Annotated in this window: 23 protein-coding genes; 7 read left to right on the forward strand and 16 right to left on the reverse strand. The window is 64.6% G+C overall.

What is annotated here, in order from left to right; all coding sequences use genetic code 11:
* The first annotated feature begins 220 nt into the window (after window positions 1–220).
* Window positions 221–751, forward strand: a complete 531-nt coding sequence (locus JQ617_RS22590; protein WP_212028189.1) for an SH3 domain-containing protein — start codon at window positions 221–223, stop codon at window positions 749–751.
* 181 nt (window positions 752–932) lie between these two features.
* On the opposite strand, the gene irrA is transcribed toward JQ617_RS22590, so the two are convergent.
* Complete coding sequence (irrA, locus tag JQ617_RS22595) at window positions 933–1,424, reverse strand: iron response transcriptional regulator IrrA (RefSeq protein ID WP_063685778.1); 492 nt, start codon at window positions 1,422–1,424, stop codon at window positions 933–935.
* A 345-nt stretch (window positions 1,425–1,769) separates the two neighbouring features.
* Between irrA and fabA the strand changes: the two genes are divergently transcribed.
* The 3 genes from fabA to fabI all read left to right on the forward strand — a co-directional run bounded on the left by fabA (window position 1,770) and on the right by fabI (window position 4,492).
* Window positions 1,770–2,291 carry a bifunctional 3-hydroxydecanoyl-ACP dehydratase/trans-2-decenoyl-ACP isomerase gene (fabA, locus tag JQ617_RS22600; RefSeq protein WP_212028190.1) on the forward strand — a complete coding sequence of 174 codons (522 nt, stop codon included), beginning with the start codon at window positions 1,770–1,772 and terminating at the stop codon, window positions 2,289–2,291.
* Between the two features lie 41 nt (window positions 2,292–2,332).
* Window positions 2,333–3,556, forward strand: coding sequence for a beta-ketoacyl-ACP synthase I (gene fabB / locus JQ617_RS22605; RefSeq protein ID WP_212028191.1), 1,224 nt, complete (start codon window positions 2,333–2,335; stop codon window positions 3,554–3,556).
* A gap of 138 nt (window positions 3,557–3,694) precedes the next feature.
* Window positions 3,695–4,492 carry an enoyl-ACP reductase FabI gene (gene fabI, locus JQ617_RS22610; RefSeq protein WP_212028192.1) on the forward strand — a complete coding sequence of 266 codons (798 nt, stop codon included), beginning with the start codon at window positions 3,695–3,697 and terminating at the stop codon, window positions 4,490–4,492.
* Window positions 4,493–4,610: 118 nt separating this feature from the next.
* On the opposite strand, the gene JQ617_RS22615 is transcribed toward fabI, so the two are convergent.
* From JQ617_RS22615 to JQ617_RS22635, 5 genes are all read right to left on the reverse strand, one after another.
* Window positions 4,611–5,207, reverse strand: coding sequence for a glutathione S-transferase family protein (locus JQ617_RS22615; protein ID WP_212028193.1), 597 nt, complete (start codon window positions 5,205–5,207; stop codon window positions 4,611–4,613).
* A gap of 115 nt (window positions 5,208–5,322) precedes the next feature.
* Window positions 5,323–6,282 carry a hypothetical protein gene (locus JQ617_RS22620; RefSeq protein WP_249157366.1) on the reverse strand — a complete coding sequence of 320 codons (960 nt, stop codon included), beginning with the start codon at window positions 6,280–6,282 and terminating at the stop codon, window positions 5,323–5,325.
* A 6-nt stretch (window positions 6,283–6,288) separates the two neighbouring features.
* Window positions 6,289–7,125, reverse strand: a complete 837-nt coding sequence (locus JQ617_RS22625) for a hypothetical protein (RefSeq protein ID WP_212028194.1) — start codon at window positions 7,123–7,125, stop codon at window positions 6,289–6,291.
* A gap of 91 nt (window positions 7,126–7,216) precedes the next feature.
* Window positions 7,217–7,678 (reverse strand): GNAT family N-acetyltransferase, encoded by a 462-nt coding sequence (locus tag JQ617_RS22630; protein WP_212028195.1) that lies wholly within the window; start codon window positions 7,676–7,678, stop codon window positions 7,217–7,219.
* A gap of 14 nt (window positions 7,679–7,692) precedes the next feature.
* Complete coding sequence (locus tag JQ617_RS22635) at window positions 7,693–8,619, reverse strand: hydrogen peroxide-inducible genes activator (protein ID WP_063685791.1); 927 nt, start codon at window positions 8,617–8,619, stop codon at window positions 7,693–7,695.
* Between the two features lie 113 nt (window positions 8,620–8,732).
* Between JQ617_RS22635 and katG the strand changes: the two genes are divergently transcribed.
* Window positions 8,733–10,895: a catalase/peroxidase HPI gene (gene katG, locus JQ617_RS22640; RefSeq protein WP_212028196.1), complete on the forward strand. Its 2,163-nt coding sequence runs from the start codon at window positions 8,733–8,735 to the stop codon at window positions 10,893–10,895.
* 115 nt (window positions 10,896–11,010) lie between these two features.
* Here the strand turns inward: katG and pnp are convergent, their stop codons facing one another.
* The 4 genes from pnp to rbfA form a co-directional block, all read right to left on the reverse strand.
* A complete protein-coding gene (gene pnp / locus JQ617_RS22645) occupies window positions 11,011–13,173 on the reverse strand; it encodes a polyribonucleotide nucleotidyltransferase (protein ID WP_063685795.1) in 2,163 nt (720 codons plus the stop codon).
* A gap of 378 nt (window positions 13,174–13,551) precedes the next feature.
* Window positions 13,552–13,821, reverse strand: a complete 270-nt coding sequence (gene rpsO, locus JQ617_RS22650) for a 30S ribosomal protein S15 (protein WP_018644188.1) — start codon at window positions 13,819–13,821, stop codon at window positions 13,552–13,554.
* A gap of 2 nt (window positions 13,822–13,823) precedes the next feature.
* A complete protein-coding gene (gene truB, locus JQ617_RS22655; protein WP_212028197.1) occupies window positions 13,824–14,942 on the reverse strand; it encodes a tRNA pseudouridine(55) synthase TruB in 1,119 nt (372 codons plus the stop codon).
* Window positions 14,939–15,370 (reverse strand): 30S ribosome-binding factor RbfA, encoded by a 432-nt coding sequence (gene rbfA, locus JQ617_RS22660; protein WP_212028198.1) that lies wholly within the window; start codon window positions 15,368–15,370, stop codon window positions 14,939–14,941. The genes truB and rbfA overlap by 4 nt, the downstream gene beginning before the upstream one ends.
* Here rbfA and JQ617_RS22665 point away from each other — a divergent pair.
* Window positions 15,290–15,517: a hypothetical protein gene (locus JQ617_RS22665; protein WP_212028311.1), complete on the forward strand. Its 228-nt coding sequence runs from the start codon at window positions 15,290–15,292 to the stop codon at window positions 15,515–15,517. The two genes, rbfA and JQ617_RS22665, sit on opposite strands and share 81 nt — an antisense overlap.
* A 9-nt stretch (window positions 15,518–15,526) precedes the next feature.
* Here JQ617_RS22665 and infB read toward each other — a convergent pair whose 3' ends face one another.
* The 4 genes from infB to rimP all read right to left on the reverse strand — a co-directional run bounded on the left by infB (window position 15,527) and on the right by rimP (window position 21,386).
* The gene (gene infB / locus JQ617_RS22670; RefSeq protein WP_212028199.1) at window positions 15,527–18,241 is read right to left on the reverse strand and encodes a translation initiation factor IF-2; all 2,715 of its coding nucleotides are present in this window, start codon (window positions 18,239–18,241) and stop codon (window positions 15,527–15,529) included.
* A 69-nt stretch (window positions 18,242–18,310) separates the two neighbouring features.
* Window positions 18,311–18,994 carry an RNA-binding protein gene (locus tag JQ617_RS22675; protein WP_212028200.1) on the reverse strand — a complete coding sequence of 228 codons (684 nt, stop codon included), beginning with the start codon at window positions 18,992–18,994 and terminating at the stop codon, window positions 18,311–18,313.
* A gap of 23 nt (window positions 18,995–19,017) precedes the next feature.
* Window positions 19,018–20,628 carry a transcription termination factor NusA gene (gene nusA / locus JQ617_RS22680; RefSeq protein ID WP_212028201.1) on the reverse strand — a complete coding sequence of 537 codons (1,611 nt, stop codon included), beginning with the start codon at window positions 20,626–20,628 and terminating at the stop codon, window positions 19,018–19,020.
* Between the two features lie 2 nt (window positions 20,629–20,630).
* Window positions 20,631–21,386, reverse strand: a complete 756-nt coding sequence (rimP, locus tag JQ617_RS22685; RefSeq protein ID WP_212028202.1) for a ribosome maturation factor RimP — start codon at window positions 21,384–21,386, stop codon at window positions 20,631–20,633.
* A gap of 385 nt (window positions 21,387–21,771) precedes the next feature.
* Here rimP and JQ617_RS22690 point away from each other — a divergent pair, with 385 nt between their 5' ends.
* On the forward strand, window positions 21,772–22,854 hold the full coding sequence (locus tag JQ617_RS22690) for a DUF2336 domain-containing protein (RefSeq protein WP_212028203.1): 1,083 nt from the start codon (window positions 21,772–21,774) through the stop codon (window positions 22,852–22,854).
* 130 nt (window positions 22,855–22,984) lie between these two features.
* Here JQ617_RS22690 and trmB read toward each other — a convergent pair whose 3' ends face one another.
* Both trmB and JQ617_RS22700 read right to left on the reverse strand, forming a co-directional pair.
* Complete coding sequence (gene trmB, locus JQ617_RS22695; protein WP_212028204.1) at window positions 22,985–23,695, reverse strand: tRNA (guanosine(46)-N7)-methyltransferase TrmB; 711 nt, start codon at window positions 23,693–23,695, stop codon at window positions 22,985–22,987.
* Complete coding sequence (locus tag JQ617_RS22700) at window positions 23,692–24,849, reverse strand: M20 family metallopeptidase (RefSeq protein WP_212028205.1); 1,158 nt, start codon at window positions 24,847–24,849, stop codon at window positions 23,692–23,694. The genes trmB and JQ617_RS22700 overlap by 4 nt, the downstream gene beginning before the upstream one ends.
* Window positions 24,850–24,906: the final 57 nt, after the last annotated feature.

Here is a 24,906-nt window from a genome sequence, read left to right on the forward strand (position 1 = left end):
TTTCCTTCAAGCTCTCCCGACATTTCCAGGCTGGAAAATCGGGGCAAACTGGTTGTTCAAGTGCTCGTCCTCTCTAGCAGAAGGCCGGGCCAAGACAAGAACCACGGGTCAAGGCTTGGCGGAACACCCGCGTGGGGCGGGTCAGGGGACCGGTGCGGCAGGCATTGTGGTTTTGGGGTGGGGATGCGGCCTGGCCGGGTCCCCGACAGGAGACGGGTTGATGGCGTTGGGGCGTTTTTGTTCGGTGATGGCGCTCGTTTGCACCTGGTGGAGCGCCTCGGTCGGCCCCTCGCATTCGGCGAAGGATACTACCCCGCAGACCACCAGCGGCCTGCCGGTGCCGCGCTATGTCAGCCTCAAGTCGGATCACGTCAACGTCCGCGCCGGCCCGACCAAGGACAACGACGTGGCCTGGGTCTATACCCGCGCCGGCCTGCCGGTCGAAATCACCGCCGAGTTCGAGAACTGGCGCCGGGTGCGCGATTCCGAGGGCTCCGAGGGCTGGGTCTATCACTCGCTGCTGTCGGGCCGCCGCACTGCGGTGGTCACCATGAAGCACAAGGACGACCTCGCACCGATCTACGACCGGGCCGATCCCGACAGCGCGGTTGCGGCCAGGCTCCAGGCCGGCGTCGTCACGACGGTGAAGAAGTGCACTGCAAACTGGTGCCGCGTCACCGGCAACGGTTTTGACGGCTGGATCCAGCAGGAACGCCTCTGGGGCGTCTATTCGGACGAACAGGTGAATTGACGCTATAGGCAGCGGGCAAGCTGTCGCTCCAGCGTCATGCCCGGGCTTAGCCGTCCATAGGACGGCGTCGCTTCCGCTCGCCTATGTCCCGGGCATCCACGTCCTTCGCGCCTGGTCCAAAAACGTGGATGGCCGGGACAAGCCCGGCCATGACGGCAGAATTCAGCAGTTTGGATCGATCTCAGCGCTTCTTGCGCAGGCGCACGACCATGTCGATGCGCGCGATCTCGTAACCCTCCGGCACCTCCGGCATCTTGGACAGCGCCAGATGCGGGTCCTCGATGTCGACCAGCTCATGGCTGTTCTCGAGGTAATAGTGGTGGTGGGTGGTGACGTTGGTGTCGAAATAGGTCTTGGTGCCGTCCACGCTGACCTGGCGGAGCAGGCCGGCATCGGTGAGCTGGTTCAGCGTGTTGTAGACGGTCGCCAGCGACACCGGAACCTTGGCGAGCGTGGCTTCCTCGTACAGCATTTCGGCCGTCAGGTGGCGGGCACCCTTGCCGAACAGGAGCCAGCCCAGCGCCATGCGCTGGCGCGTCGGACGGAGCCCGGCGGACTGGAGCATTTCATTGACGTCGTGCCAGGGGCAACCGGTCAGGGCCGGCTGGCGGCCGGACATGAGGGCCGCGGCATGGGCCTCGTCGTCGTGATGGGGCGCGGTATTCTCGCTCATTTCCAGATTTCGGGCACGCGTGAACAATATCTCTCTGCAATATAAGAATAGAAAGATGCAGATGCAAGTTTCTCGCAACTAGAGAGGTTCTAATCAGGCTTGGAACCGAGCGAGACGACCGTCATTTTACCTTCATGACAGCGCTTTGCCACCGAAATAGCCTGTGTTAGAGAGCCCGCGGTTCCGCTTAGCCGATTTTGGCGCAACCGGGCGGTGGCCCGGTCCGCAGTCCATCCGGGGCTTGCGGGAGTTGCGCCCGACGACGGCAATTGGCGTTGCTCTCCGGACGGGGCCCATTTTCGCCAAAGAACGCCGCTCAAGCGGCATTTGAACAGAGGCTCGTGCATGCTGAACAGGCGCAACGGTTACGAATACGAGGATTTGCTGGCATGTGCGCGCGGCGAGATGTTCGGCCCGGGTAATGCCCAGCTGCCGCTGCCGCCGATGCTGATGTTCGACCGCATCACTGAAATCAACGACGATGGCGGCGAGTACGGCAAAGGCGTGGTGCGCGCCGAGCTCGACGTGAAGCCCGACCTCTGGTTCTTCGGCTGCCACTTCAAGAACGACCCCGTGATGCCCGGCTGCCTCGGCCTCGATGCGCTGTGGCAAATGGTCGGCTTTTATCTGGGCTGGACCGGCGGCGAAGGCCGTGGTCGCGCGCTCGGTCTCAACGAGCTGAAGTTCAGCGGCCAGGTGCTGCCCGAGGCCCGCAAGGTTGTGTACAACGTCGATATCAAGCGCGTGATGCGGTCAAAGCTCGTGCTCGGTATCGCCGACGGGTGGCTTTCGGTCGATGACCAGATTATCTATCGCGCGAAGGATCTGAAGGTCGGCCTGTTCAAGCAGGGCACGAGCCTGGGCTGAAGCGCATCACCAAGAAAGACAACGATTTAGGCGAGGCTGTCATGAGGCGGGTTGTGGTCACCGGGATGGGCATCGTCTCGTCCATCGGAAACAACACCCAGGAAGTGCTTGCGAGCCTTCACGAGGCGAAGTCGGGCATTTCGCGGGCTGAGAAATATGCCGAGCTCGGTTTCCGTTCGCAGGTGCAAGGTGAGCCGACGCTCGATCCCTCGACGGTGGTGGATCGCCGCGCCATGCGCTTCCTCGGTCAGGGCGCGGCGTGGAATCACATCGCGATGGAGCAGGCGATCCAGGATTCCGGTCTGTCGCCCGACGAAGTCTCCAACATCCGCACCGGCATCATCATGGGGTCGGGCGGACCTTCGGCCCGCACCATCGTCGAATCCGCCGACATCACCCGCACCAAGGGGCCGAAGCGCGTCGGGCCGTTTGCAGTGCCGAAGGCGATGTCCTCCACCGCTTCGGCGACGCTCGCGACCTGGTTTAAGATCAAGGGCGTGAACTATTCGATCTCCTCGGCCTGCGCGACCTCGAACCACTGCGTCGGCAATGCCTATGAGACGATCCAGATCGGCAAGCAGGATGTCGTCTTCGCCGGCGGCTGCGAGGAGCTGGACTGGTCGCTCTCGGTGCTGTTCGACGCCATGGGCGCGATGTCCTCGAAGTACAACGACACGCCCGCGACCGCCTCGCGTCCCTATGACGTCAACCGCGACGGCTTCGTCATCGCCGGCGGCGCCGGTGTGCTGGTGCTGGAAGAGCTCGAGCATGCCAAGGCCCGCGGCGCGCGCATCTACGGCGAGATCGTCGGCTATGGCGCGACGTCGGACGGCTACGACATGGTCGCCCCGTCGGGTGAAGGCGCCGAGCGCTGCATGCGCATGGCGCTGTCGACGGTGAAGACCAAGGTCGACTACATCAATCCGCACGCGACCTCGACCCCGGCCGGCGATCCGCCGGAGATCGACGCGCTCCGCCGCGTGTTTGGCAGCGGCGAGAAGTGTCCGCCTATCTCGGCGACCAAGGCTCTGACCGGCCACTCGCTCGGCGCCACCGGCGTGCAGGAGGCGATCTACTCGCTGCTGATGATGAACAACGGTTTCATCTGCGAGAGCGCGCACATCCAGGAGCTCGATCCGGTGTTCGCGGACATGCCGATCGTGCGCAAGCGCATCGACAACGTGAAGGTCGGCACCGTGCTGTCGAACTCGTTCGGCTTCGGCGGCACCAACGCCACGCTGGTGTTCAGCCGGATGGATGTGTGAGCCAAGCATGCTGTCATGCCCCGGCTTGACCGGGGCATCCAGTACGCTGCGGCTTCTCGACTCAGCACAGCTGTCTCGGAATACTGGATGCCCCGCCTTCGCGGGGCATGACGCCGGAATAATGGGAGCCATCAGGCAATGGAAGGTTTGATGAAAGGCAAGCGCGGTCTGATCATGGGCATCGCCAATGATCATTCGATCGCGTGGGGCATGGCGCGGACGCTTCATGCCCATGGCGCCGAGCTTGCCTTCACCTTCCAGGGCGAGGCCCTGGGCAAGCGCGTCAAGCCGCTGGCGGAGCAGCTCGGCGTCGATCTGGTGCTGCCGTGCGACGTCGAGGACATCGCCAGCGTCGACGCCACGTTCGCGGCCTTGCGCGAAAAGTGGGGCAAGCTCGACTTCGTCATCCACGCGATCGGCTTTGCCGACAAGAACGAGCTGAAGGGCCGCTACGCCGACACCAGCCGCGAGAACTTTTCGCGCACCATGGTGATCTCCTGCTTCTCTTTCACGGAAGTGGCAAAGCGCGCCGCCGAGTTGATGACCGAGGGCGGCAGCATGATCACGCTGACCTTCGGCGCCTCCGAGCGATCGATGCCGAACTACAATGTGATGGGCGTCGCCAAGGCGGCGCTGGAAGCTTCCGTGCGCTATCTCGCTTCCGATTTCGGGCCGCGCGGCATTCGCGTCAACGCGATCTCGGCCGGACCCATCCGCACGCTCGCCGGCTCCGGCATCGGCGAGGCGCGCGCGATGTTCGCCTTCATGCAGAAGCACTCGCCGCTCCGCCGCGGCGTCACGCTCGACGAGCTCGGCGGCTCGGCGCTGTACCTGCTGTCGGACCTCTCCGGCGGCGTCACCGGCGAAATCCATTATGTCGATTCCGGCTACAACATCGTGCTGATGCCGCGGCCGGACGATTTGAAGGCCGAATAGACGGGGCTGCCGTAGGGTGGGCAAAGGAGCGTTAGCGACGTGCCCACGATTTCCCTGCGATCGCGATAAGTAGAAGACGTGGGCACGCTACGCTTTGCCCACCCTACGAGAGCTGCTTTCAGCCCGCCGCGATCTTCTCCGCGCGCTGGAATGCCGGCCGTGCCATGCAGCGCGCGAGATAATCGTCGAAGGCCGGGCGCGACGGCACCATCTTGAACAGGCGCACAGCGAAATTCAGCCCCGAGCCGATCGTGATGTCGGCGGCTGAAAATTCGTCGCCGAGAATCCATGGTCCCTTCTCAAGCGCGGCCTCGAGCACATCAAACACTTGCACCGCGCTGCCCCAGGCCGCGGTCGAGGTCGGAATCTCGATCTTGGTGAAGATCTGGATGATCGCCGGCTCGATGCAACTCGGCGAGAAGAACAGCCATTGCAGATAGCGCGCCCGGCGCGGATCGGTCACCGCGGGCGCAAGCTTCGTCTCGGGATAGCGGTCCGCGATATAGGCGCAAATCGCGGCCGCTTCGCCGAGCGCGGCCTCGCCATCGCTGAGCGCCGGCACCTTGCCCATCGGATTGATCTTCAGATAATCCGGCGCCTTCTGCGCGCCGCTCGAGATGTCGGTCAGCACGCGCTCATAGGGCAGGCCGCTCTCCTCCATCAGCCAGAGCGTCGTGAACGAGCGCGAGCGGGGCGACCAATAGAGCTTGATCATGACGGGATCCTTTCAGCGGCGGAAGGCCTGTAGCGCGCGATTCATGGCGCGTTCGGCGTGCATTCGCAACGCACTACGCCTAGGCAGAAGCCAGGCGGCGTGAACGACATGTGGGTCAACGTTCCCCGGTGTCGCTTTGGCGTGCTGCTCGACGAAGTCCAAGCAAGAGTGGCAGCGTCTTGTCGAGGCTTTCCGTCAGCATGGCGCGTACGCCGTCGCGTAGCGCGGGATCGGCGGCGGCATCTTCAGGGCGCGCTGGAAATGATTCTGCGGGTAGTTCGCGATAGGGGCCGCCGAGTTGCTTGCCCAGAAGCCTCTGCACCGCCAGGGAATGCTGCATGTTGATCAGCGCAGAGCTCTGTCTGACAACGGAGAAGTCGCGCCCGTCAAAGATGCGGATGAACGCCAGGGCGTAGAGAAAGATGCGACGCCCGAGCACCACATCCTGGTTGAGGATGCCGAAGCCGCGGACCGTGTATTTCGATGACCCGATAGGGCTGACTGCATTGAGGATCTGGATGTAGTGCCGGCAATTCGTTCCTTTCACGACCTCGCGCATGTATCCGGCCAGCTCCGCGTCGGGATCGTGGAACAACCTGTCCTTCAACGTGTCCTTGGACTCATCGCGGGGAGGAAATTTCGCCGGGTTGAAGGGTATTCTCAGGACGGACACGCCGGCAGGAATCGCGGCGCGGGTCCGCGCGAAGATCAGTTCTTGGAGTCCCCAGCCTGGGATCGGGACCACCATCGTCTTGTACTGAAATATGGTCAACCCGGTCGTCAGCACGGTGAACTCATCGCCGGTGGTGACGACGACACCGAAGTCGCAGGGGCCGCCGGCCACGGGAGCGAGCTTGCCCGTCGCTCCGCGCCCCGTAGTCGACTTGTTGTTGACTTGCTTGACGGCCGGTCCTGCCGTCTGCGTCCCTGGTGGTCCCGATTTGGTCTGCGCCGAAGCAGATGTCGAAAAGCACCACAGGGCAGCCGCAACGACGACCAGTCGGGCCAGAATGTCAAATGCGGCCCAGCCGCAGGAAGCGGACGAGCGATATCCTTTGTCGGGTCCCGTCGGCAAGGGGGCTTACTCGCCCTTGATGTATGCGGGTAGATACTTGTCCAACTGAGCCGTGAGCAGGCTGCGCGTGCTGTCACGCAGCAATGCACTGTTGGTCACCTGTTCAGGAGTCTTGGGAAACTCGAGATTGTTGAGGATTTGCATATTGTCGTTCTTGTTGGAAAAACTCGAAGCAAGCACATCTCCGAAGCTCCGGGTGGGCGCTCGATGGATGTCGAAAGTCCGTCCGTCAAAAACGTTGATACGGTAATAGGCAACTACGACGCCGCGCCCGGAAGGGCTCGCCCAATTCTTGTAGACCCCGAGGCCCTCGACTGACTGATTGGTGCCATCAACCGAAACGCGGGCTTTCGTAGCTACGACGTAGCGTTCGCAATTTGCAGCTCCGGCGATCTGCCGCACCAGGGTCGTCAGGTCGTCGCGGTCATTTCGGAACAGTTTCGCTTCCGGATGATAGTAGGGCTTGAAGGCTCCGTTTGCGTAAGCGATCTTTCGGACAGCAGTGCCGGGAGCAGCGGCGCGAACCCTCGCGACGAACAGATCATCAATGCCCCACGTCTCGATCGGCGCCTCCAAAAACTCGTTGCCGAACATCGTAAGGCCGACGTGCTGCACCGAGAAACGGTCTCCGATCGCGGAAATGACGCCGATCTGACACGGGCCGCTCTCCGCCGCGACCGGCTGCTGTGCAGCAGGTTTGGCCTTCGGCGCTGCCTTCTTGACCGCAAGCTTGGCCGGTGCCGCAGTCCGAGCGGGAGGCGCGGCGGGTGTTGGAGGAGTTTGCGCGACTGCCGAGGTCCAAATGGACGAGAGCACGATCAGCGAGACAGCAATGCGGAGCATGGATTCCGGGAGATCAGAGGCAGGAAGTCATCAGTCCTGCCACACTAGGTGGGGATCGTGACAACCGCAAGCTGCATCCGGAGGTCGTCGTCTATCCGGCAGGCTGCCGCCTCCACCGATAATACTTCATCACGAACCCGTTCGACGGCTCGATCTCTTGCTTCTCGAACACAAAACCTTCGCGCTCGTACCAGCGCCAGGCCTTTTCGTTCTCGCGGACGCAGCGCAGGTGCATCTCGTCGGGCATTTGCGTGCGCGTGAAGGCGAGCAGCTTTCGCCCGAGCGATTGGCCCTGATAGGCGGGACCGACGAACAGCATGTCGAGGTAAAGCTTCGGCAGATGCAGCGCCAGCATCGCGGCGATGGTGCCGTTGTCGTCGGCGACGAACAGGCTCCAGCCGTTCTCCATCTCCCGCCTGATGCGTGCGCGAAGATTCGCCAACAGGAAATCGCTCGTTTCGCCGAGCCCGGTCGAAACCCAGCTCTCCATCCAGACCCGGCCGATCTCGTCATATTCCTCAGCGCGGGCGGGGCGGATGATGAGTTCAGACATTGGTGTTCTTCTGCCTAGGCCCTTTGGCTGCGCGCCACTTGCTTCGGCCGCGCCTTGCCGGCCGACAGGCACACCACCTCGGAAATCTGCAGCAGCTGCCGCGCCAGCGGGCTGGTCTTGCGCCAGACCATGCCGATGGTGCGTGAGGGCTCGGGGTCGCGGAAGCGCGTCAGTGACACCGTGGCCGATCGCGTCTCCACCGGCACCGCCATCTCGGGAATCAGGGTCACGCCGATGCCGGCGCTCACCATCTGCACCAGCGTCGACAGCGAATTGGCGTCCAGCATCTCGCGCGGCGGCGCCGATTGCATGTTGCAGAACGACAGCGCCTGATCGCGGAAGCAGTGTCCCTCCTCGAGCAGCAAGAGCCGCATCTCCCGCATCATCTCGCGCGAGGGGGCCGGCGTTCCCTCGTCCGCGCCCGGCCGCACCAGCAGGAATTTTTCCTCGAACAGCGCGACCTCGGTCAGCGAGGGCTCCGACACCGGTAGCGCGACGATGGCGGTGTCGAGCCGTCCTTCGACCAGCTCCTGGATCAGCCGCGGCGTCATCGTCTCGCGCACGCGGATGTCGAGTTCCGGATGCATGCGGGTGAGGTTCTTGGTGATCTTGGGCAGCAGATAGGGCGCGATCGTCGGGATCATGCCGATGCGCAGGCGCCCGGCGAAGCGGTCCTGCGAGGCCCGGGCGAAATCGCCGAGCTCGTCGACCGAGCGCAGGATGTCGCGGACGCGCTGGGCGAGCTCCTCGCCGAACCGGGTCAGGGCGACCTGCCGCGCGCTGCGCTCCAGCAGCAGGCCGCCGAGCGTCTCCTCCAGTTCCTTGATCTGCATCGACAGGGCCGGCTGCGAGATGGAACAGGATTCAGCCGCGCGGCCGAAATGGCCGTGACGCGCCAGCGCATCGAAATACCGGAGCTGGCGCAGCGTCAGATTGATCATAAGAAAATCCTATCGCAGCGATCACTAAAGTCAACTTCACCTGATAGGAGGGGGCGCTTAGAGTGGTTCTACCTGGTCAAAGGCGCCGTCGGACGCCACCAGAGGAGGTAATCATGGACGACTCTTCAAAGTGCCCGTTTTCGGGCGGAAAACCCACGCGCGCGAACCGCGACTGGTGGCCCACCCAGCTCAACATCGAGGTACTGCACAAGAATTCCGACTTGTCCGACCCGATGGACAAGGATTTCGACTACGCCAAGGAATTCAAGTCGCTCGACCTGAACGCGGTCGTCAAGGACCTGACCGCCGTGATGACGGATTCGCAGGAATGGTGGCCGGCCGACTTCGGTCACTATGGCGGTCTCATGATCCGCATGGCCTGGCACAGCGCGGGCACCTACCGCATCACCGACGGGCGCGGTGGCGCCGGTGCCGGTCAGCAGCGTTTCGCGCCGCTGAACAGCTGGCCCGACAACGCCAACCTCGACAAGGCGCGCCGTCTGCTCTGGCCGATCAAGCAGAAATACGGCCGCAAGATTTCCTGGGCCGATCTGATGGTGCTCGCCGGCAACGTCGCGCTGGAATCGATGGGCTTCAAGACCTTCGGTTTCGCCGGCGGCCGCGCCGACGTGTGGGAGCCGGAAGAGCTCTATTGGGGTCCGGAAGGCACCTGGCTGGGCGATGAGCGCTACAGCGGTGAGCGTCAGCTCGCCGAGCCGCTCGGCGCCGTGCAGATGGGCCTCATCTACGTCAACCCGGAAGGCCCGAACGGCAAGCCGGATCCGGTCGCCGCTGCCAAGGACATCCGCGAGACCTTCTTCCGCATGGCGATGAACGACGAGGAAACCGTCGCGCTGATCGCCGGCGGCCACACCTTCGGCAAGACCCATGGCGCGGGCGATCCGTCGCTGGTGGGACCCGAGCCGGAAGCGGGCGCGCTGGAAGAGCAGGGCCTCGGCTGGAAGAGCAAGCACGCATCGGGCCTCGCGGGCGATTCCATCACCAGCGGTCTCGAGGTGACATGGACGCAGACCCCGACGAAGTGGAGCAACTACTTCTTCGAGAACCTGTTCAACTACGAATGGGAGCTGACGAAGAGCCCGGGCGGTGCGAACCAGTGGACCGCCAAGGGCGCCGACGCCGTCATCCCTGACGCCTTCGACAAGTCGAAGAAGCATCGGCCGACCATGCTGACGACGGACCTGTCGCTGCGCTTCGATCCCGCCTACGAGAAGATCTCGCGCCGCTTCCTGGAGCATCCGGATCAGTTCGCGGACGCCTTCGCCCGCGCCTGGTACAAGCTCACCCATCGCGACATGGGCCCGATCCAGCGCTATCTCGGCCCGCTGGTGCCGAAGGAGACGCTGATCTGGCAGGATCCGATTCCGGCCGTGAACCACGAGCTGGCCAGCGAGCAGGACATCGCCTCGCTGAAGAGCAAGATCCTGGCTTCGGGCCTCTCGGTCTCCGAGCTGGTCTCGACCGCCTGGGCGTCGGCCTCGACGTTCCGCGGCTCGGACAAGCGCGGCGGCGCCAATGGCGCGCGGATCCGCCTTGCTCCGCAGAAGGACTGGGAGGTGAACCAGCCGGCCCAGCTGTCCAAGGTGCTCGGCAAGCTCGAAGCGATCCAGAAGGACTTCAACGCTTCGGCCGGCGCGAAGAAGGTTTCGCTTGCGGACCTGATCGTGCTCGGGGGCACTGCCGCGGTCGAAAAGGCCGCCAAGGATGCCGGCGTCGACGTCAAGGTTGCGTTCACGCCGGGCCGCATGGATGCTTCGCAGGAGCAGACGGATGTCGCCTCGTTCGCGCCGCTCGAGCCGCGCGCCGATGGCTTCCGCAACTATGTCTCCAAGCGGCAGCAGTTCCTGCAGGAGGAAGAAGCCCTGATCGATCGCGCGCAGCTGCTCAAGCTCACCGGCCCCGAGCTGACCGTCCTGGTCGGCGGCCTGCGTGTGCTCGGCGCCAATGCGGGCTCGAAGCACGGCGCATTCACCGCCAAGGTGGGTACGCTGAGCAACGACTTCTTCGTCAACCTGCTCGACATGAGCGCGCAGTGGACGCCGGTGGCCGACGGCAGCTACGAGGCTCGCGACCGCAAGACCAACGCGGTGAAGTGGACCGGCACCCGTGCCGATCTGATCTTCGGCGCGCACTCGCAGCTCCGCGCCTTCGCCGAGGTCTATGCCACCTCGGACTCCAAGGAGAAGTTCGTCAAGGACTTCGCCAAGGCCTGGACCAAGGTGATGAACCTCGACCGGTTCGACATCGTTGCGTGATGTTGCCGCTCCCTCTCCCGCACGCGGGAGAGGGAGCGCAGCACGCTTGCAGAACAGCACAAACAAAAAGGGCGGCCTTTCGGCCGCCCTTCGTTTTTTCTCGATGTCGCCAGACTTACTCGCCGGCGGCTTCGCGCGGGGCCTTCTCGCCCTCGCCGCCCTTGTCCTTGCCTTCGAGGTCTTCGCCGGTGGTCTGGTCCACCACCTTCATCGACAGGCGGGTCTTGCCGCGATCGTCGAAGCCGAGCAGCTTGACCTTGACCTTGTCGCCTTCCTTGACGACGTCGGAGGTCTTCTGCACGCGCGCCGAGGCGAGCTGGCTGATGTGGACGAGGCCGTCCTTGGAGCCGAAGAAGTTCACGAAAGCGCCGAACTCCATGACCTTGACAACGGTGCCGTCATAGATCTGGCCGACTTCCGGATCGGACGCGATCGACTTGATCCACTTGATCGCGGCCTTCATCGCCTCGCCGTCGGAGGAAGCGACCTTCACGGTGCCGTCGTCCTCGATGTTGACCTTGGCGCCGGTCTTCTCGACGATCTCGCGGATCACCTTGCCGCCGGTGCCGATCACTTCGCGGATCTTGTCGGTGGCGATCTTGAAGGTCTCGATGCGCGGCGCATATTCGCCGAGCTCGGCGCGGGCGTTGGTGAGCGCCTTGGCCATCTCGCCGAGGATGTGGATACGACCATCCTTGGCCTGGGCCAGCGCCACCTTCATGATCTCTTCGGTGATGCCCTCGATCTTGATGTCCATCTGGAGCGAGGTGATGCCCTGCTCCGTGCCGGCGACCTTGAAGTCCATGTCGCCGAGATGGTCCTCGTCACCGAGGATGTCCGAGAGAACCGCGTAGCGCTTGTCTTCGAGGATCAGGCCCATCGCGATGCCCGCGGTCGGCCGCTTCAACGGAACGCCGGCATCCATCAGCGCGAGCGAAGCGCCGCAGACCGAAGCCATCGAGGACGAGCCGTTCGATTCGGTGATCTCCGAGACCACGCGGATCGTGTACGGGAACTCGTGATGGGGCGGCAGCACCGGGTGGATCGCGCGCCAGGCGAGCTTGCCGTGGCCGATCTCGCGGCGCTTGGTGCCGCCGAGACGGCCGGTCTCACCGACCGAGTAGGGAGGGAAGTTGTAGTGCAGCAGGAACGTCTCTTTGTACGTTCCCGACAGCGCGTCGATGTACTGCTCGTCCTCACCGGTGCCGAGCGTGGTGACGACCAGACCTTGCGTCTCACCGCGGGTGAACAGCGCCGAGCCGTGGGCACGGGGCAGCACGCCGACTTCGGCGACGATGTTGCGGACGGTCTTGGAATCGCGGCCGTCGATGCGCTTGCCGGTGTCCAGGATGTTCCAGCGAACGATCTTCGCCTCGAGCTCCTTGAACACGGCGCTGATGCGCAGCTTGTCGTATTTCGGCTCCTGCCCCTCGGGGAAGTAGTGGGCGATCACCTTTTCCTTGACCTTGCCGACTGCGGCGTAACGGTCCTGCTTGACCGGAATGGCGTAGGCGGCGCGCAGCTCCTGCTCGACGATGCCGAGCATCTCCTTCTCGAGCGCGGCGTTGTCGATCACGGTGACTTCGCGCGGCTCCTTGGCGGCCTTCTCGGCGAGCTCGATGATCGCGTTGATCACCGGCTGGAAGTGGCGGTGACCGAACATCACGGCGCCGAGCATGATGTCCTCGTTCAGCTCCTTGGCTTCCGATTCCACCATCAGCACGGCGTCGGCGGTGCCGGCGACGACCAGGTCGAGCTGGGTGTCGACCATCTCGTCGAGCGTCGGGTTGAGGATGAACTCGTCATTGGCGAAGCCGACGCGCGCGGCGCCGATCGGGCCCTTGAACGGCGCGCCGGAGAGCGTCAGCGCAGCGGACGATGCCACCAGCGCGACGATGTCAGGATCGTTCTCCATGTCGTGCGACAGCACGGTGGCGATCACCTGGGTCTCGTTGCGCCAGCCGTCGACGAACAGCGGACGGATCGGACGGTCGATCAGGCGGGAGACCAGCGTCTCCTTCTCGGTCGGACGGCCCTCGCGCTTGAAATAGCCGCCGGGAATGCGGCCCGCGGCGTAGGTCTTCTCCTGGTAGTCGACGGTCAGCGGCAGGAAGTCGACGCCTTCGCGCGGCGCCTTCGCCGCGACGACGGTGGCGAGCACCACGGTCTCGCCGTAGGTGGCGATGACGGCGCCGTCGGCCTGACGGGCGATCTTGCCGGTTTCGAGCTTGAGAGGGCGTCCGCCCCAGTCGATCTCGACCGAATGCTTATTGAACATAGATGTCTTCTTTCATGGTTCTCGAAAGAAGGGACGGCGCCGAAAAACAAAAACCATGCGCAAGATTGCGGGATGCTGATCGAAGCGGGCGATCAGCGTCCTGCGATCCTGCCATGGTTTTTGGATGTCGGATGGCGTCCATCCTTTCGGGTCATACGGGCGCCTTGCCCGTTGTGCCCAGCCGCCGGATTGCTGCTGGACTGTCAGTCGGCACGAATACGAACACCGCACTCGCGGTCTTCGCCCTTCATGCCCCGGATGCGAATCCTTGTCGGCTCGCACCCGACGCGCACGCAGCCTCGATCAAAAACCTTTAAATAAGCGCTTTCGTTCGAAACTACGCGCGAAAACGCGCGCCGTTGGCGCGCGCAGTAGCTCTTAACGACGAATGTTGTGCTTCTCGAGCAGCGCCTTGTAACGCGCCTCGTCCCGCTTCTTGAGATAGTCGAGGAGCGAGCGGCGGGTCGAGACCAGCTTCAGCAGGCCGCGACGCGAATGGTTGTCCTTCACGTGGGTCTTGAAGTGGTTGGTCAGGTTGTTGATGCGCTCCGAAAGGATCGCGACCTGAACCTCGGGCGAGCCGGTGTCGCCGGCCTTGGTGGCATTCGTCTTGATGACTTCCGCTTTGCGTTCTGCGGCAATCGACATCGTCAATTTCTCTCGTTGCGACCGGTTGAGGCAGTCAAGCCGGTCAGGTTGAACACACGCTTGGGGATGATTTCGCCATTGCCAACTTCAGCAAGCGCCAAAAGACGGCCTGCCACCGTGACATAGACTGTGCCGCTACTTGTGGGCGCATCCCGTCCGCGCAACAAAACGGCTTGGCCCCGATGGAGCCTTGCCGCATCAGCCCGAGTGACGGCCAGTGCCGGGATGTCGTCCAGCGCGGTCTCAACGGGCATAAGCGCGTCCGCGAGGCTACCCTCGCCGGACGCGGCTCTATCGCACAAAGCCTCCAACTGATCCAGCGGAATCATGTCGTTTTCGCCAAATGGGCCGACCAGGGTCCGCCGGAGCGCGCAGATATGGCCGAAAGTGCCGAGAATCCGGCCCATATCGCGGGCCAGGGCCCGGACATAGGTGCCCTTGCCGCACTCGGCCTCGAACACGGCCCGGTCGTTATCCGGTTGATCCACAAGGGTTAAATGATGAATCTCGACCGGACGGGGGGCCAGCTCCACGACCTCGCCGTCGCGGGCGAGGTCATAGGCGCGCTCGCCCTGGACCTTGATCGCCGAATAGCGCGGCGGGACCTGCTCGATCACCCCCGTGAAGCGGGGCAGGAGGGCCAGGATGGCCTCCCGGGTCGGGCGCTGGTCGGAGGTCGCGGTAACCCGGCCCTCGATATCGTCGGTGTCGCGCTCCTCGCCCCAGCACACGGTGAACTGGTAGCGCTTGCGGCCGTCCATCACGAAGGGAACCGTCTTGGTGGCCTCGCCAAGCGCGATGGGCAGGCCGCCGGAGGCGAGCGGGTCGAGCGTGCCGGCGTGGCCGGCGCGCTTGGCGTTGAACAGGCGCTTGAGCACGGCCACCGCCTGCGTCGAGGTCATGCCGATCGGCTTGTCGAGCACCACCCAGCCATGGACGTCGCGGCGGTCGCGGCGAACCTGGTTGCCCTTCTGCTGCTTGGCGCGCGGATCGTTGTTGACGCGGCGCGGCTCCTGATGCGGCTGAGAATTGCCGCCCATCTCCGCAAAATTATTTTTCTGCACATCGCGCTGATCGGCGTCGTTGCCGTCGATCGTGCCGTGAGCGGGGTCCATCGTCATTGCTCTTCTTCCCGATCCGTATCCGGATCCTGTTCCAAGTCCTTTTGCACCGCAGGTGTTCGCAAAAGCTTCTCGATCCGTTCCGCCTCGTCGAATCGTTCGTCGACGCGGAAGCGAATGTCAGGTGCAAATTTCAGGTTAACGCGCCGCGCGACTTCGCCGCGCAGGAATTTCTTGTTGCGCTCGAGCGCAGCGATGACGACCTCGGTGTCGCGTCCACCGAGCGGCATCACGTAAACGGTCGCGAGCTTCAAATCGGGCGACATCCGCACCTCCGGCACGGTGATGATGTGACCTTCGAGGTCCGCATCATGCACATTGCCTTGCGCCAGAATCTCGGCCATCGCGTGGCGAACCTGCTCGCCGACGCGCAGCTGGCGCTGCGAGCCGCCGGGCGCGGAACTCTTCTTCTGATGATGCCGTGGCATGGTCGAAAATCACCTCGTCATGACCGCGTTTGGGACACGGGCATTGTCATTTTTCCTGTTGAAACGAATGCGGTGCGATGGCCGGAAAAAATCCGGCCATCGCACTCCCGCTATTTCAGCTCAAAAAAGATCCAGTCGCTTCGGTAAGATTTGGACTTACAGGGAGCGCTGGATCGTCTCCACGCGATAACACTCGATGACATCGCCTGCGCGCATGTCGTGGTAGCTCTCGAAGGCCATGCCGCATTCCTGGCCGGCCTGGACTTCCTTCACTTCGTCCTTGAAGCGCTTCAGCGTCGACAGCTTGCCCTCGTGCACGACGACGTTGTCGCGGATCAGGCGCACATTGGCGCCGCGTTCCACGGTACCGTCGGTGACGCGGCAGCCGGCGACCTTGCCGACCTTGGAGATGTTGAAGATCTCCAGGATCTCGGCATTGCCCAGCATGGTTTCGCGCAAGGTCGGCGCGAGCAGGCCGCTCATCGCCTTCTTCACGTCGTCCACGAGGTCGTAGATGATGTTGTAGTAGCGGATCTCGATGCCGTTGCGCTTGGCGGCCGCAGCGGCCTCCTTGTTGGCACGAACCGAGAAGCCGATGATCGCGGCGTTGAAGCCTTCCGCGAGCGTCACGTCGGATTCCGAGATGCCGCCGACGCCGGCATGCAGGATGCGAGCGGCGACTTCGTCGGTGCCGAGCTTCTCCAGCGAGCCGAGGATGGCTTCCAGCGAGCCCTGCACGTCGGCCTTGACGATCAGCGGGAATTCCTTGCGGCCCGCCGTCTTCAATTGCGACATCATCTGCTCGAGCGAGCCGCGCATGCCGGAGATCGAGGCAGCCGCGTTCTCGCGCTTCTGGTGAGCGCGGTAGCTGGTGATCTGGCGGGCGCGGGCTTCGTTCTCGACCACGGCGAGACGATCGCCGGCTTCCGGCGGACCGTTGAAGCCGAGCACCTCGACCGGCACCGAAGGACCTGCCTCACGCACGGTCTCGCTCTGATCCGAGATCAGCGCGCGAACGCGACCCATCTCGGCGCCGGCGACGATGATGTCGCCGACACGAAGCGTGCCGCGCTGGACCAGCACGGTGGCGACCGGACCACGGCCGCGGTCGAGCTTGGCCTCGATCACGGTGCCCTCGGCCGGACGCTCCGAGTTGGTCTTCAGCTCGAGAATGTCGGCCTGCAGCGCGATCATCTCGAGAAGCTTGTCGAGATTGGTCTTGTTCTTGGCGGACACCTCAACGTCGACGACGTCGCCGCCGAAGGATTCCACCTGCACCTCGTGCTGGAGCAGCTCGGTGCGCACGCGCTCGGGCTTGGCGTCGGGCTTGTCGATCTTGTTGATGGCAACGATGATCGGCACCCGCGCCGCCTTGGCGTGGTTGATAGCTTCGATCGTCTGCGGCATCACGCCGTCATCGGCCGCGACCACCAGCACGACGATGTCGGTGACCTTGGCGCCGCGGGCGCGCATCGCGGTGAACGCGGCGTGGCCGGGCGTGTCGATGAAGGTGATCTTCTTGCCGCTCTCGGGCGACAGCACCTGATAGGCGCCGATGTGCTGGGTGATGCCGCCGGCTTCGCCGGACACCACGTTGGCATGACGAAGCGCATCGAGCAGCGAGGTCTTGCCGTGGTCGACGTGGCCCATCACGGTCACGACCGGCGAACGGGTCTCGGTGTCGGTGGAATCATCGACCTGGTCGAACAGGCCCTCTTCGACGTCGGAGGCGGCAACGCGCTTGACGGTGTGGCCGAGCTCTTCGGCGATCAGCTGCGCGGTGTCGGCGTCGATCACGTCGGTGATCTTGTGCATCGCGCCCTGCTTCATCAGCATGCGGATGACGTCGACCGCGCGCTCGGACATGCGGTTGGCGAGTTCCTGGATCGTGATCGCTTCCGGAATCGTCACCTCGCGGATGAGCTTTTCCTTCGGCTCGTTCGAGGCGTGACCCTTCAGGCGCTGGGTCCGGCGGCGGAACGAGGCGATCGAGCGCTCGCGCACCTCATCGGCATTGAGCGCGGTGACGACGGTCAGGCGGCCGCGTTCCTTCTGCGGACCGGGCTTGTGGGTGGTCTTGGGAGCCGCCGCGGGACGCGCGGCGCCACCGGGACCGCGACGGATCTGGCGCGGACCATCGTCCTCGTCGGGGCCAGCCGCAACTCCCGGAGCGCGGCCCAGGGGGCCGCCGGTCGGTCGCGCCGTCGTCGTGCCGGGGCGCGCGGTCGTGGTTGCAGGACGTGCCGTGGTGGTCGTGGCGGCGCCAGGACGCGCTGCAGGCGCGCCGGGACGTGGCGCGGGAGCGGCCGGGGCCGCAGCCGCCGGACGCGGAGCGGACGCCGGCTGTTCGCCTTCGCCGAAACGCTTCTTGGCTTCGGTCTCGGCCTTGCGCTTGGCTTCGTCCTCGTGACGGTGGCGCTCTTCCTCGGCCTTGCGGCGGGATTCGGCGGCCTCGCGCTCGGCGCGTTCAGCGGCTTCGCGAACAGCGCGGCGCTGGGCCTCTTCCTCGGCCTGGCGGCGCTCTTCGACTTCGCGCACCTTGGCATCGGCCAGCGCGCTGGCGCGGGCGGAGCGCTCGTCCTCGGTCAGGGTGCGCAGCACGACGCCGGAACCGGCATTGCGCGGCGGGGGCGGCGGAGCGGGGCGCGACGGAGCAGGTGCGGCCGGCGCCGGCTTGGCAGCGACCTCAGGCGTGTGCGGCTCAGGTGTGCCGTCGATGCGACGCTTGCCGCGCTTCTCGACCACGACCTGCTTGCTGCGGCCATGGCTGAAGCTCTGGCGCACGGTGCCCGTTTCGACGCGCGGCTTGAGCGATAGCGTCTTGCTCGGAACGCTCAGCTTCTTGTCGCCAGGGGTCTTGGTATCAACCATTCAGCAGTCCTAATCCTGATTTATCAGTGTTGTGCGTTGCCGCACCGTCAGATCGGTTCGTCGTGTCTCTCAGAAATCCTGGCCGTGCTTTTCGGCAGTCTTGTCATCGTCCGCCATCCGGTATCGGACCAGCATCTGGCTACGTGACAGGAATGACTTGCTCGCCGGGCCCGCGAGCAGCGCAGCATGTATCACATTTGACCGGGTTAGTGCCAAATCCAATTCTAACGATTTCAGTGCGGTGACGACGGGAATCTGCGGCTTGGCGCCGCGATTCCCGGCATTTTGACGTGCCAGAGTGTCCAATTTGCGGATTCCGTCCGCAGCCCCGTCACTGGCGTGGATCAGGACCTCGGCCGTGCCTTCCCGCAGGGCGCTCTCGACCTTGCCGAAGCCGGCCACGATCTGGCCCGCCTTGGCGGCGATTCCAAGAGCTTCCGTCGCGCTCCTGACCAGGAGCGCCTCGATGTCGGCGGGAAGCGTCTGGGAAATGCGCAGCTCGCGCTTGAAGGCCTTGCTAAATTGGTGACGCCGGACGGCTTCCGCAACCACCTCGCGCGAGGCGGTGACCCACATGCCGCGTCCGGGCAGCTTGCGCTTGAGATCGGGAACCAGGTCGCCTTGCGGCGAGACCACGAAGCGGATCAGCTCGTCGATCGGCCGGACCTGCCGGCTGACCGCGCACATGCGCATGGTCGCGGACCTTTCGGTCCGCGGGCCATGGTCAAGATCGTGGTCAGTGTCTGCGAGCATCCGGGCGACATTCTCCTTCGCCCTTAAGCCGGCTGATCTTCGGTCGCCTCAGCCTCTTCAGCGGGCTTGGCGAGATCGGCCTCGGTGATCCAGCCGGCCTTGACGCGGGCCTGCATGATCATCGCTTCGGCATCGTCACGGGAGATCTCGATACCGTCGAGCGCACCCGGGAATTTGGTCTGTTCGCCGCCTTCCTTGCGCTCGGTCCAGCCGACCAGATCGTCGGTGGCGCAGCCGGCGAGGTCGTCGACGGTCTTGATGTCGTTCTCGCCGAACTTCACCAGCATCTTCGAGGTGACGCCGGGCACGTCCTTGAGGGCGTCCTCGACCCCGAGCTCCTTGCGCCGGGCCTCGAGCTCGGCTTCCTGCTGCTCGAGATATTCGCGGGCACGGTTCTGGAGTTCCTGCGCGGTCTCCTCGTCGAAGCCCTCGATGCCGGCGAGTTCCTTGACGTCCACCATGGCGAGCTCCTCGACCGAGGTGAAGCCTTCGGACGCCAGCAGCTGGCCGACCACTTCGTCGACGTTGAGCGATTCCATGAAGACACGGGTGGAGTTCTCGAAGTCGGCCTGGCGGCGCTCCGATTCCTCCTGCTCGGTCAGGATGTCGATGTCCCAGCCGGTGAGCTGCGAGGCCAGACGCACGTTCTGGCCGCGGCGGCCGATCGCCAGCGAGAGCTGGTTGTTGGTGTCGGGGACAACGACCTCGATGCGCTCGCGGTCTTCGTCGATGACGACCTTGGAGACTTCCGCCGGCGCCAGCGCGTTGACCACGAAGGTCGCGATGTCGGGCGACCACGGGATGATGTCGATCTTCTCGCCCTGCAGCTCGTTCACCACGGCCTGCACGCGCGAGCCGCGCATACCGACGCAGGCGCCGACCGGATCCACCGAGGAATCGCGGGAAATCACGCCGATTTTCGCGCGCGAGCCCGGATCGCGGGCAACCGCCTTGATCTCGACGATGCCGTCATAGATTTCCGGCACTTCCTGCGCGAACAGCTTCGCCATGAACTGCGGATGGGTGCGGGAGAGGAAGATCTGCGGGCCGCGCGTCTCGCGGCGGACGTCGAAGATGTAGGCGCGGACGCGGTCGCCGTTGCGGAACACTTCGCGCGGCAGCATCTCGTCGCGGCGGATGATGGCTTCACCGCGGCCGAGATCGACGATCACGCTGCCATATTCGACGCGCTTGACGACGCCGTTGACGATGTCGCCGATGCGGTCCTTGAATTCCTGGTACTGGCGGTCGCGCTCGGCCTCGCGCACCTTCTGCACGATCACCTGCTTGGCGGACTGCGCGGCGATGCGGCCGTATTCCAGCGGCGGCAGGGTGTCGGCGATGGTGTCGCCGACCTGGGCGCCGGGATTGGCGCGCTGCGCATCGACCAGCGAGATCTGGTTGGAATGGTTTTCGACCTTGTCGACGACCAGCATGTGGCGCGACAGCCGCAGCTCGCCCTTCTTCGGGTCGATCTCGGCGTGAACGTCAGTCTCGCTGCCGTAACGGGCTCGCGCGGCCTTGGCGATGGCGTCCTCCATCGCCGCGATGACGATGCCGCGGTCGATCGATTTCTCGCGTGCGACGGCATCGGCGATCTGAAGCAATTCAAGTCGATTGGCGCTGACTGCCATGGCTAGTCTCCTTGGTCAGGCTCGATCTCGCCGCGCCGCGCGCGTTCGGCGGCAAGGCGATGTTTCTTCGTATTGGTCGGGGCCGGCTTCTTTTTCGGCTTGGTGCCCCTGGCGGCTTTTTCGCCGATCTTCGCGTGCGGTGCCAGCGGCGGCTCGAGGCCGAGATCCCGGCGCATCTGGCGCTCTTCGGCCTTGCCGCGGCGCATGGACTCCGCGATCAGCTCGTCGGTCAGCACCAGCCGCGCCTCGCCGATATCCTCCATCGTCAGGAGAACGTCGGTATCGTCGCCGGCCTTGGCGTCGTCGCGATGCAGATGCACGCGGTCGCCTTCGACGGCACCGAGGGTGCCGCGGAATCGCTTGCGCCCTTCATGGGCGACCGCCATGTCGACCTTCACCAGATGGCCGGAATAACGCTCGAAATCGGAACGGCGCACCAGCGGACGGTCGATCCCAGGCGAGGAGATCTCGAGGCGATAGGCGCGATCGATGGGGTCGGCGACGTCGAGCACGGGCGACAGCGCCCGCGAGATCGCCTCGCAATCCTCGAGCTGCATCGAGCCGTCCGGCCGCTCGGCCATGATCTGCACGGTGCAGCCGGCTTCCCCGGAGATACGGATACGCACCAGGCGGTAGCCCATGCCTTCGAGCACGGGAGCCGCGACCGCAGACACCCGTGCCGCCACGCCCGGCTCGACCACGAGCCTCGGCTCGGCCAGCAATTCGGCATCCGTGGAACCAGTGTTCGGTTCGGTCATATCAGGGGTCAAGGCGCTCGATGGTTAAGGCTTGGGTTAACGCGTGGGTTAAGGCCTGGTTAAGACTTCAAAGCCCGCTTCGGAACTCTCCCGACAGCGCGTCGGGCCGGATCTTCCGCCAACCCGCGTTCAGGTAATAAAAAAGAGCGGGTCCTTTCGGGCCCACTCTCACTACGCGGATCGTATGAGAAGATGAATTGGCGCTGATATAGCCCTTTCCGCTCCCCCGGACAAGGCCCATCGCGGGCCGGATCGGGCTTTTTGCGCCCGGTTTGCGGGCTTCCGCGCAACGCTTCTTTCATCTCCGAGGCCTAAATTCCCTGATTGTGGGGCGGCTTGGACCAAGGGCGCACCCGCGGCGTGCCCCATACGAGTTTGCGTTTTCATGACCGTTGCCACGTCGCTCATTCCTGGACTGGACGCTATCGTCAAACGCGGCGATCCACGCCGCCGTGGCGAGATCGCGCGTGCCATCGCCGAGCTGTTCTTCCAGGATCCCGAAAGGCTCCGTCCCGAGCTCATCGACCTCTTCGACGATCTGCTGATCGATCTCGTGCCGCATGCCGAGCTCACCTCGCGCGTCGATCTCGCCGAGCGCTTCTCGCGGCTGGACAACGCGCCACCGCATCTGGTGAACCAGCTCGCGCGCGAAAACGAGATCATGGTGGCGGGCCCCGTGCTGCGCCGCTCGCCCGTGCTCGACGATGCCGCGCTGGTCGAGATCGCGCGCCTGAAGGGCCAGGGACATCTGCTCGCGATGACGGAACGCCCCGTCCTGCCGGCCGTCGTCACCGACGTGCTGATCGAGCGCGGCGATCGCGACGTCGTGCGTCGCGCCGCGGGCAATGCCGGCGCGGTGTTTTCGCCGGGCAGCTATTCCGAGCTGGTCAAGCGTGCCGCACAGGACGGCGTGCTGACGCTCAAGATCGGCCAGCGCACGGATCTCTCCGGCGAGCATCTGAAAGAGCTTCTCGACGGCACGCTCGACGTCATCCGCCGCCGCCTCTCCAGCGTGGTCAATCCCGTGCGCCAGGTCGAGATCAAGCGCGCGATGGCCGCAATCGAGGAGGCCGCATTGCCGCCGGGGCCGCGGCGCGATTTCTCCGGCGCGCAGCGCACCGTGCTGACCTTGCATCGCGAGGGCCATCTCGGCGAGAGCGCGCTGCTCGGCTTCGCCAAGGCACACAAATACGAGGAATCGATCGCCTCGCTCTCGGCGATGACCGGCATCCGCATCTCGATCCTCGACCGTCTGATCGCAGGCGATCGTTACGATCCGATCCTGATCCTCGGCCGCGTGCTCAATCTCGGCTGGCCGACTGTCCGCGCGCTGATCCTGCTCTGGTACGGTCCCAACCGCACCCCTGCCGATGCGGATATCGAGGCCGCGCGCATGAACTTCACGCGCCTGATGCCGACGACGGCCGAACGCGTCGTGAATTTCTGGCGCAACCGGCAGACGATCTAGTCAAAGTACAGTCTTTGTCGTCACGGCCGGGCTTGTCCCGGCCATCCACGTTCTCGCGACGATAGAAAGTAAGTACGTGGATGCCCGGGACGAGCCCGGGCATGACGATCGCGGATGGATGCGAAGAGCTTTAGGTCCGCCTGAACCGCAGATACGTCGTCTTGCGGCCTTCGCGCGTGGCCTTCCGGCCGTAGCGCGTCATGGTGTAGCCGTCCCATGGCTGGCGGAAATCGTCGGCGCGCTCCGCGAGCCATTTGAAATCCGGCGAGCGCGCAAGATGCGACAGCGTCCAGGCGCAGTAATCGTCGATGTCGCAGACGAAGCGGAATTCGCCGCCGACCTTCAGCACGCGCGCCATCGCGGCAATCGTGCGGTCCTGCACGAAGCGCCGCTTCCAGTGCCGCCGCTTCGGCCAGGGATCGGGGTGGATCAGGTCGATCCGCGACAGCGAAGCCTTCGGCAGCCAGGCCAGCAGCTCGGCGGCGTCGCCTGCGAACAGGCGGATATTGGCGATGTTGGCCGCCTCGATCTGCGCGAGGATTTTTGCCATGCCGTTGACATAGGGCTCGCAGCCGATGAAGCCGGTCGTGGCGAAGTGCCGCGCTTCCGCCGCAAGATGCTCGCCGCCGCCGAAGCCGATCTCGAGCCTGACATCGTTGGCCGCGGGATCGAAGATTTCACGGGCATCGCTCGGCGCCTCGCGCGCGATGTCGAGCGACAGATGCGGCAGCAGATGGTCGATCAGCTCAGCGTGGTGCTGCCTGAGCTTGTGGCCCTTGCGCCGCCCGAAGAACGCGCGCTCGCTGTCGTCACGATCGGGATCCGATTTGCGCTCGCTCATCGCAGCGTCTGGTACAGGCGGTGGAGCAGCCGCGCGCGCGGTGCGAGCGAGGAGACGTAGAGCTGCTCATAATGGGTGTGCGCGCCCTTGCCGTCGACGCCGAGCCCGTCGAGCGTCGCCGTGTGCGGGGCGGTGAAATTGCCGTCGGAGCCGCCGCCGGTATAGGTGTCGATCAGCTCGAAGCCGATCTCGGTGGCGAGCGACCTCGCATGCTCGTAGAGCGAGGCGCCCGCATTGCCCTTCTCGTAAGGCGGGCGGTTGAGCTCACCCGTGACCTTGACGGTCACGCCTTCGGTCTTCGACGTCAGCCCCAGAATCTTGCCCACGAACTCGTCCGCATCAGTGAAGCTCGGCACGCGCAGATCGACTTCGGCATAGGCCTCTTCCGGCGTCACGTTGGGACGCGTGCCGCCGCGCACCACGCCGACATTCACGGTGACGCCGCGCTTGAGATCGTTCATGCCTTCCAGCGCGAGGATGACGTTGCCGAGTTCGCGCACCGCGCTGCGGCCGTCTTCGGGCCGCGAGCCGGCATGTGCGGGTACGCCCTTGATGAACACCTGGAAGCGTCCGACGCCCTTGCGTCCGGTGACGATCTTGCCGCCGTCGCGCGCCGGCTCCGTCACCAGCACGTATTTGGCCTTGCGTCCTTCCTTCTCGATCAGCGCCCGCGACGTCGGGCTGCCGATCTCCTCGTCGGAGGTGAACATGTGGGTGATGCCGAGCGGCGAACGATCGCCGCCGGCGCAGAGCGCGGCAAAGGCGTGATGGGCGATGTAGGCGCCGCCCTTCATGTCGTAGATGCCGGGGCCGAACGCGCTGTCGCCTTCGACCTTGAACGGAAGGCGCTCGATGAAGCCGAGGGGATGAACGGTATCGAGGTGGCTCAGCACCAGGATGCCCGGCTGCTCCTGGCCCCAGGTCGAGCGGGCCAGCAGATGATCGCCGCAGCCGTCGATGCCGGCGACGCGCTCGAGCGTGACGGGTAGATCGCGATACTGATCCGCGACCAGCGACACCAGTCTGTTGACCTGGTCAGGCGCCTCGGTCGGCGTCTCGATCTCCACCCAGCGCTGGATGCCGTCGAGAATAGTTTGGGTATCGAACCAGTTGGAGCTCGCCATGGGCGCATCTATGCCTTTGAATCGCATCATCCGTGACGGCGCGCATCATGACGCGGCCGCAAATGACGACATAGGCCAGATTTGGCG

This window comes from Bradyrhizobium sp. KB893862 SZCCT0404 (assembly GCF_018130885.1).
GTDB classification, from domain to species: domain Bacteria; phylum Pseudomonadota; class Alphaproteobacteria; order Rhizobiales; family Xanthobacteraceae; genus Bradyrhizobium; species Bradyrhizobium stylosanthis.

What these genes read in the sequence shown, in the direction of transcription:
- JQ617_RS22590 (WP_212028189.1), top strand. Translation starts at nt 221, where the DNA reads ATGGCGTTGGGGCGTTTTTGTTCGGTGATGGCGCTCGTTTGCACCTGG.
- irrA (WP_063685778.1), bottom strand. Translation starts at nt 1,424, where the DNA reads ATGAGCGAGAATACCGCGCCCCATCACGACGACGAGGCCCATGCCGCG.
- fabA (WP_212028190.1), top strand. Translation starts at nt 1,770, where the DNA reads ATGCTGAACAGGCGCAACGGTTACGAATACGAGGATTTGCTGGCATGT.
- fabB (WP_212028191.1), top strand. Translation starts at nt 2,333, where the DNA reads ATGAGGCGGGTTGTGGTCACCGGGATGGGCATCGTCTCGTCCATCGGA.
- fabI (WP_212028192.1), top strand. Translation starts at nt 3,695, where the DNA reads ATGGAAGGTTTGATGAAAGGCAAGCGCGGTCTGATCATGGGCATCGCC.
- JQ617_RS22615 (WP_212028193.1), bottom strand. Translation starts at nt 5,207, where the DNA reads ATGATCAAGCTCTATTGGTCGCCCCGCTCGCGCTCGTTCACGACGCTC.
- JQ617_RS22625 (WP_212028194.1), bottom strand. Translation starts at nt 7,125, where the DNA reads ATGCTCCGCATTGCTGTCTCGCTGATCGTGCTCTCGTCCATTTGGACC.
- JQ617_RS22630 (WP_212028195.1), bottom strand. Translation starts at nt 7,678, where the DNA reads ATGTCTGAACTCATCATCCGCCCCGCCCGCGCTGAGGAATATGACGAG.
- JQ617_RS22635 (WP_063685791.1), bottom strand. Translation starts at nt 8,619, where the DNA reads ATGATCAATCTGACGCTGCGCCAGCTCCGGTATTTCGATGCGCTGGCG.
- katG (WP_212028196.1), top strand. Translation starts at nt 8,733, where the DNA reads ATGGACGACTCTTCAAAGTGCCCGTTTTCGGGCGGAAAACCCACGCGC.
- pnp (WP_063685795.1), bottom strand. Translation starts at nt 13,173, where the DNA reads ATGTTCAATAAGCATTCGGTCGAGATCGACTGGGGCGGACGCCCTCTC.
- rpsO (WP_018644188.1), bottom strand. Translation starts at nt 13,821, where the DNA reads ATGTCGATTGCCGCAGAACGCAAAGCGGAAGTCATCAAGACGAATGCC.
- truB (WP_212028197.1), bottom strand. Translation starts at nt 14,942, where the DNA reads ATGACGATGGACCCCGCTCACGGCACGATCGACGGCAACGACGCCGAT.
- rbfA (WP_212028198.1), bottom strand. Translation starts at nt 15,370, where the DNA reads ATGCCACGGCATCATCAGAAGAAGAGTTCCGCGCCCGGCGGCTCGCAG.
- infB (WP_212028199.1), bottom strand. Translation starts at nt 18,241, where the DNA reads ATGGTTGATACCAAGACCCCTGGCGACAAGAAGCTGAGCGTTCCGAGC.
- JQ617_RS22675 (WP_212028200.1), bottom strand. Translation starts at nt 18,994, where the DNA reads ATGCTCGCAGACACTGACCACGATCTTGACCATGGCCCGCGGACCGAA.
- nusA (WP_212028201.1), bottom strand. Translation starts at nt 20,628, where the DNA reads ATGGCAGTCAGCGCCAATCGACTTGAATTGCTTCAGATCGCCGATGCC.
- rimP (WP_212028202.1), bottom strand. Translation starts at nt 21,386, where the DNA reads ATGACCGAACCGAACACTGGTTCCACGGATGCCGAATTGCTGGCCGAG.
- JQ617_RS22690 (WP_212028203.1), top strand. Translation starts at nt 21,772, where the DNA reads ATGACCGTTGCCACGTCGCTCATTCCTGGACTGGACGCTATCGTCAAA.
- trmB (WP_212028204.1), bottom strand. Translation starts at nt 23,695, where the DNA reads ATGAGCGAGCGCAAATCGGATCCCGATCGTGACGACAGCGAGCGCGCG.
- JQ617_RS22700 (WP_212028205.1), bottom strand. Translation starts at nt 24,849, where the DNA reads ATGATGCGATTCAAAGGCATAGATGCGCCCATGGCGAGCTCCAACTGG.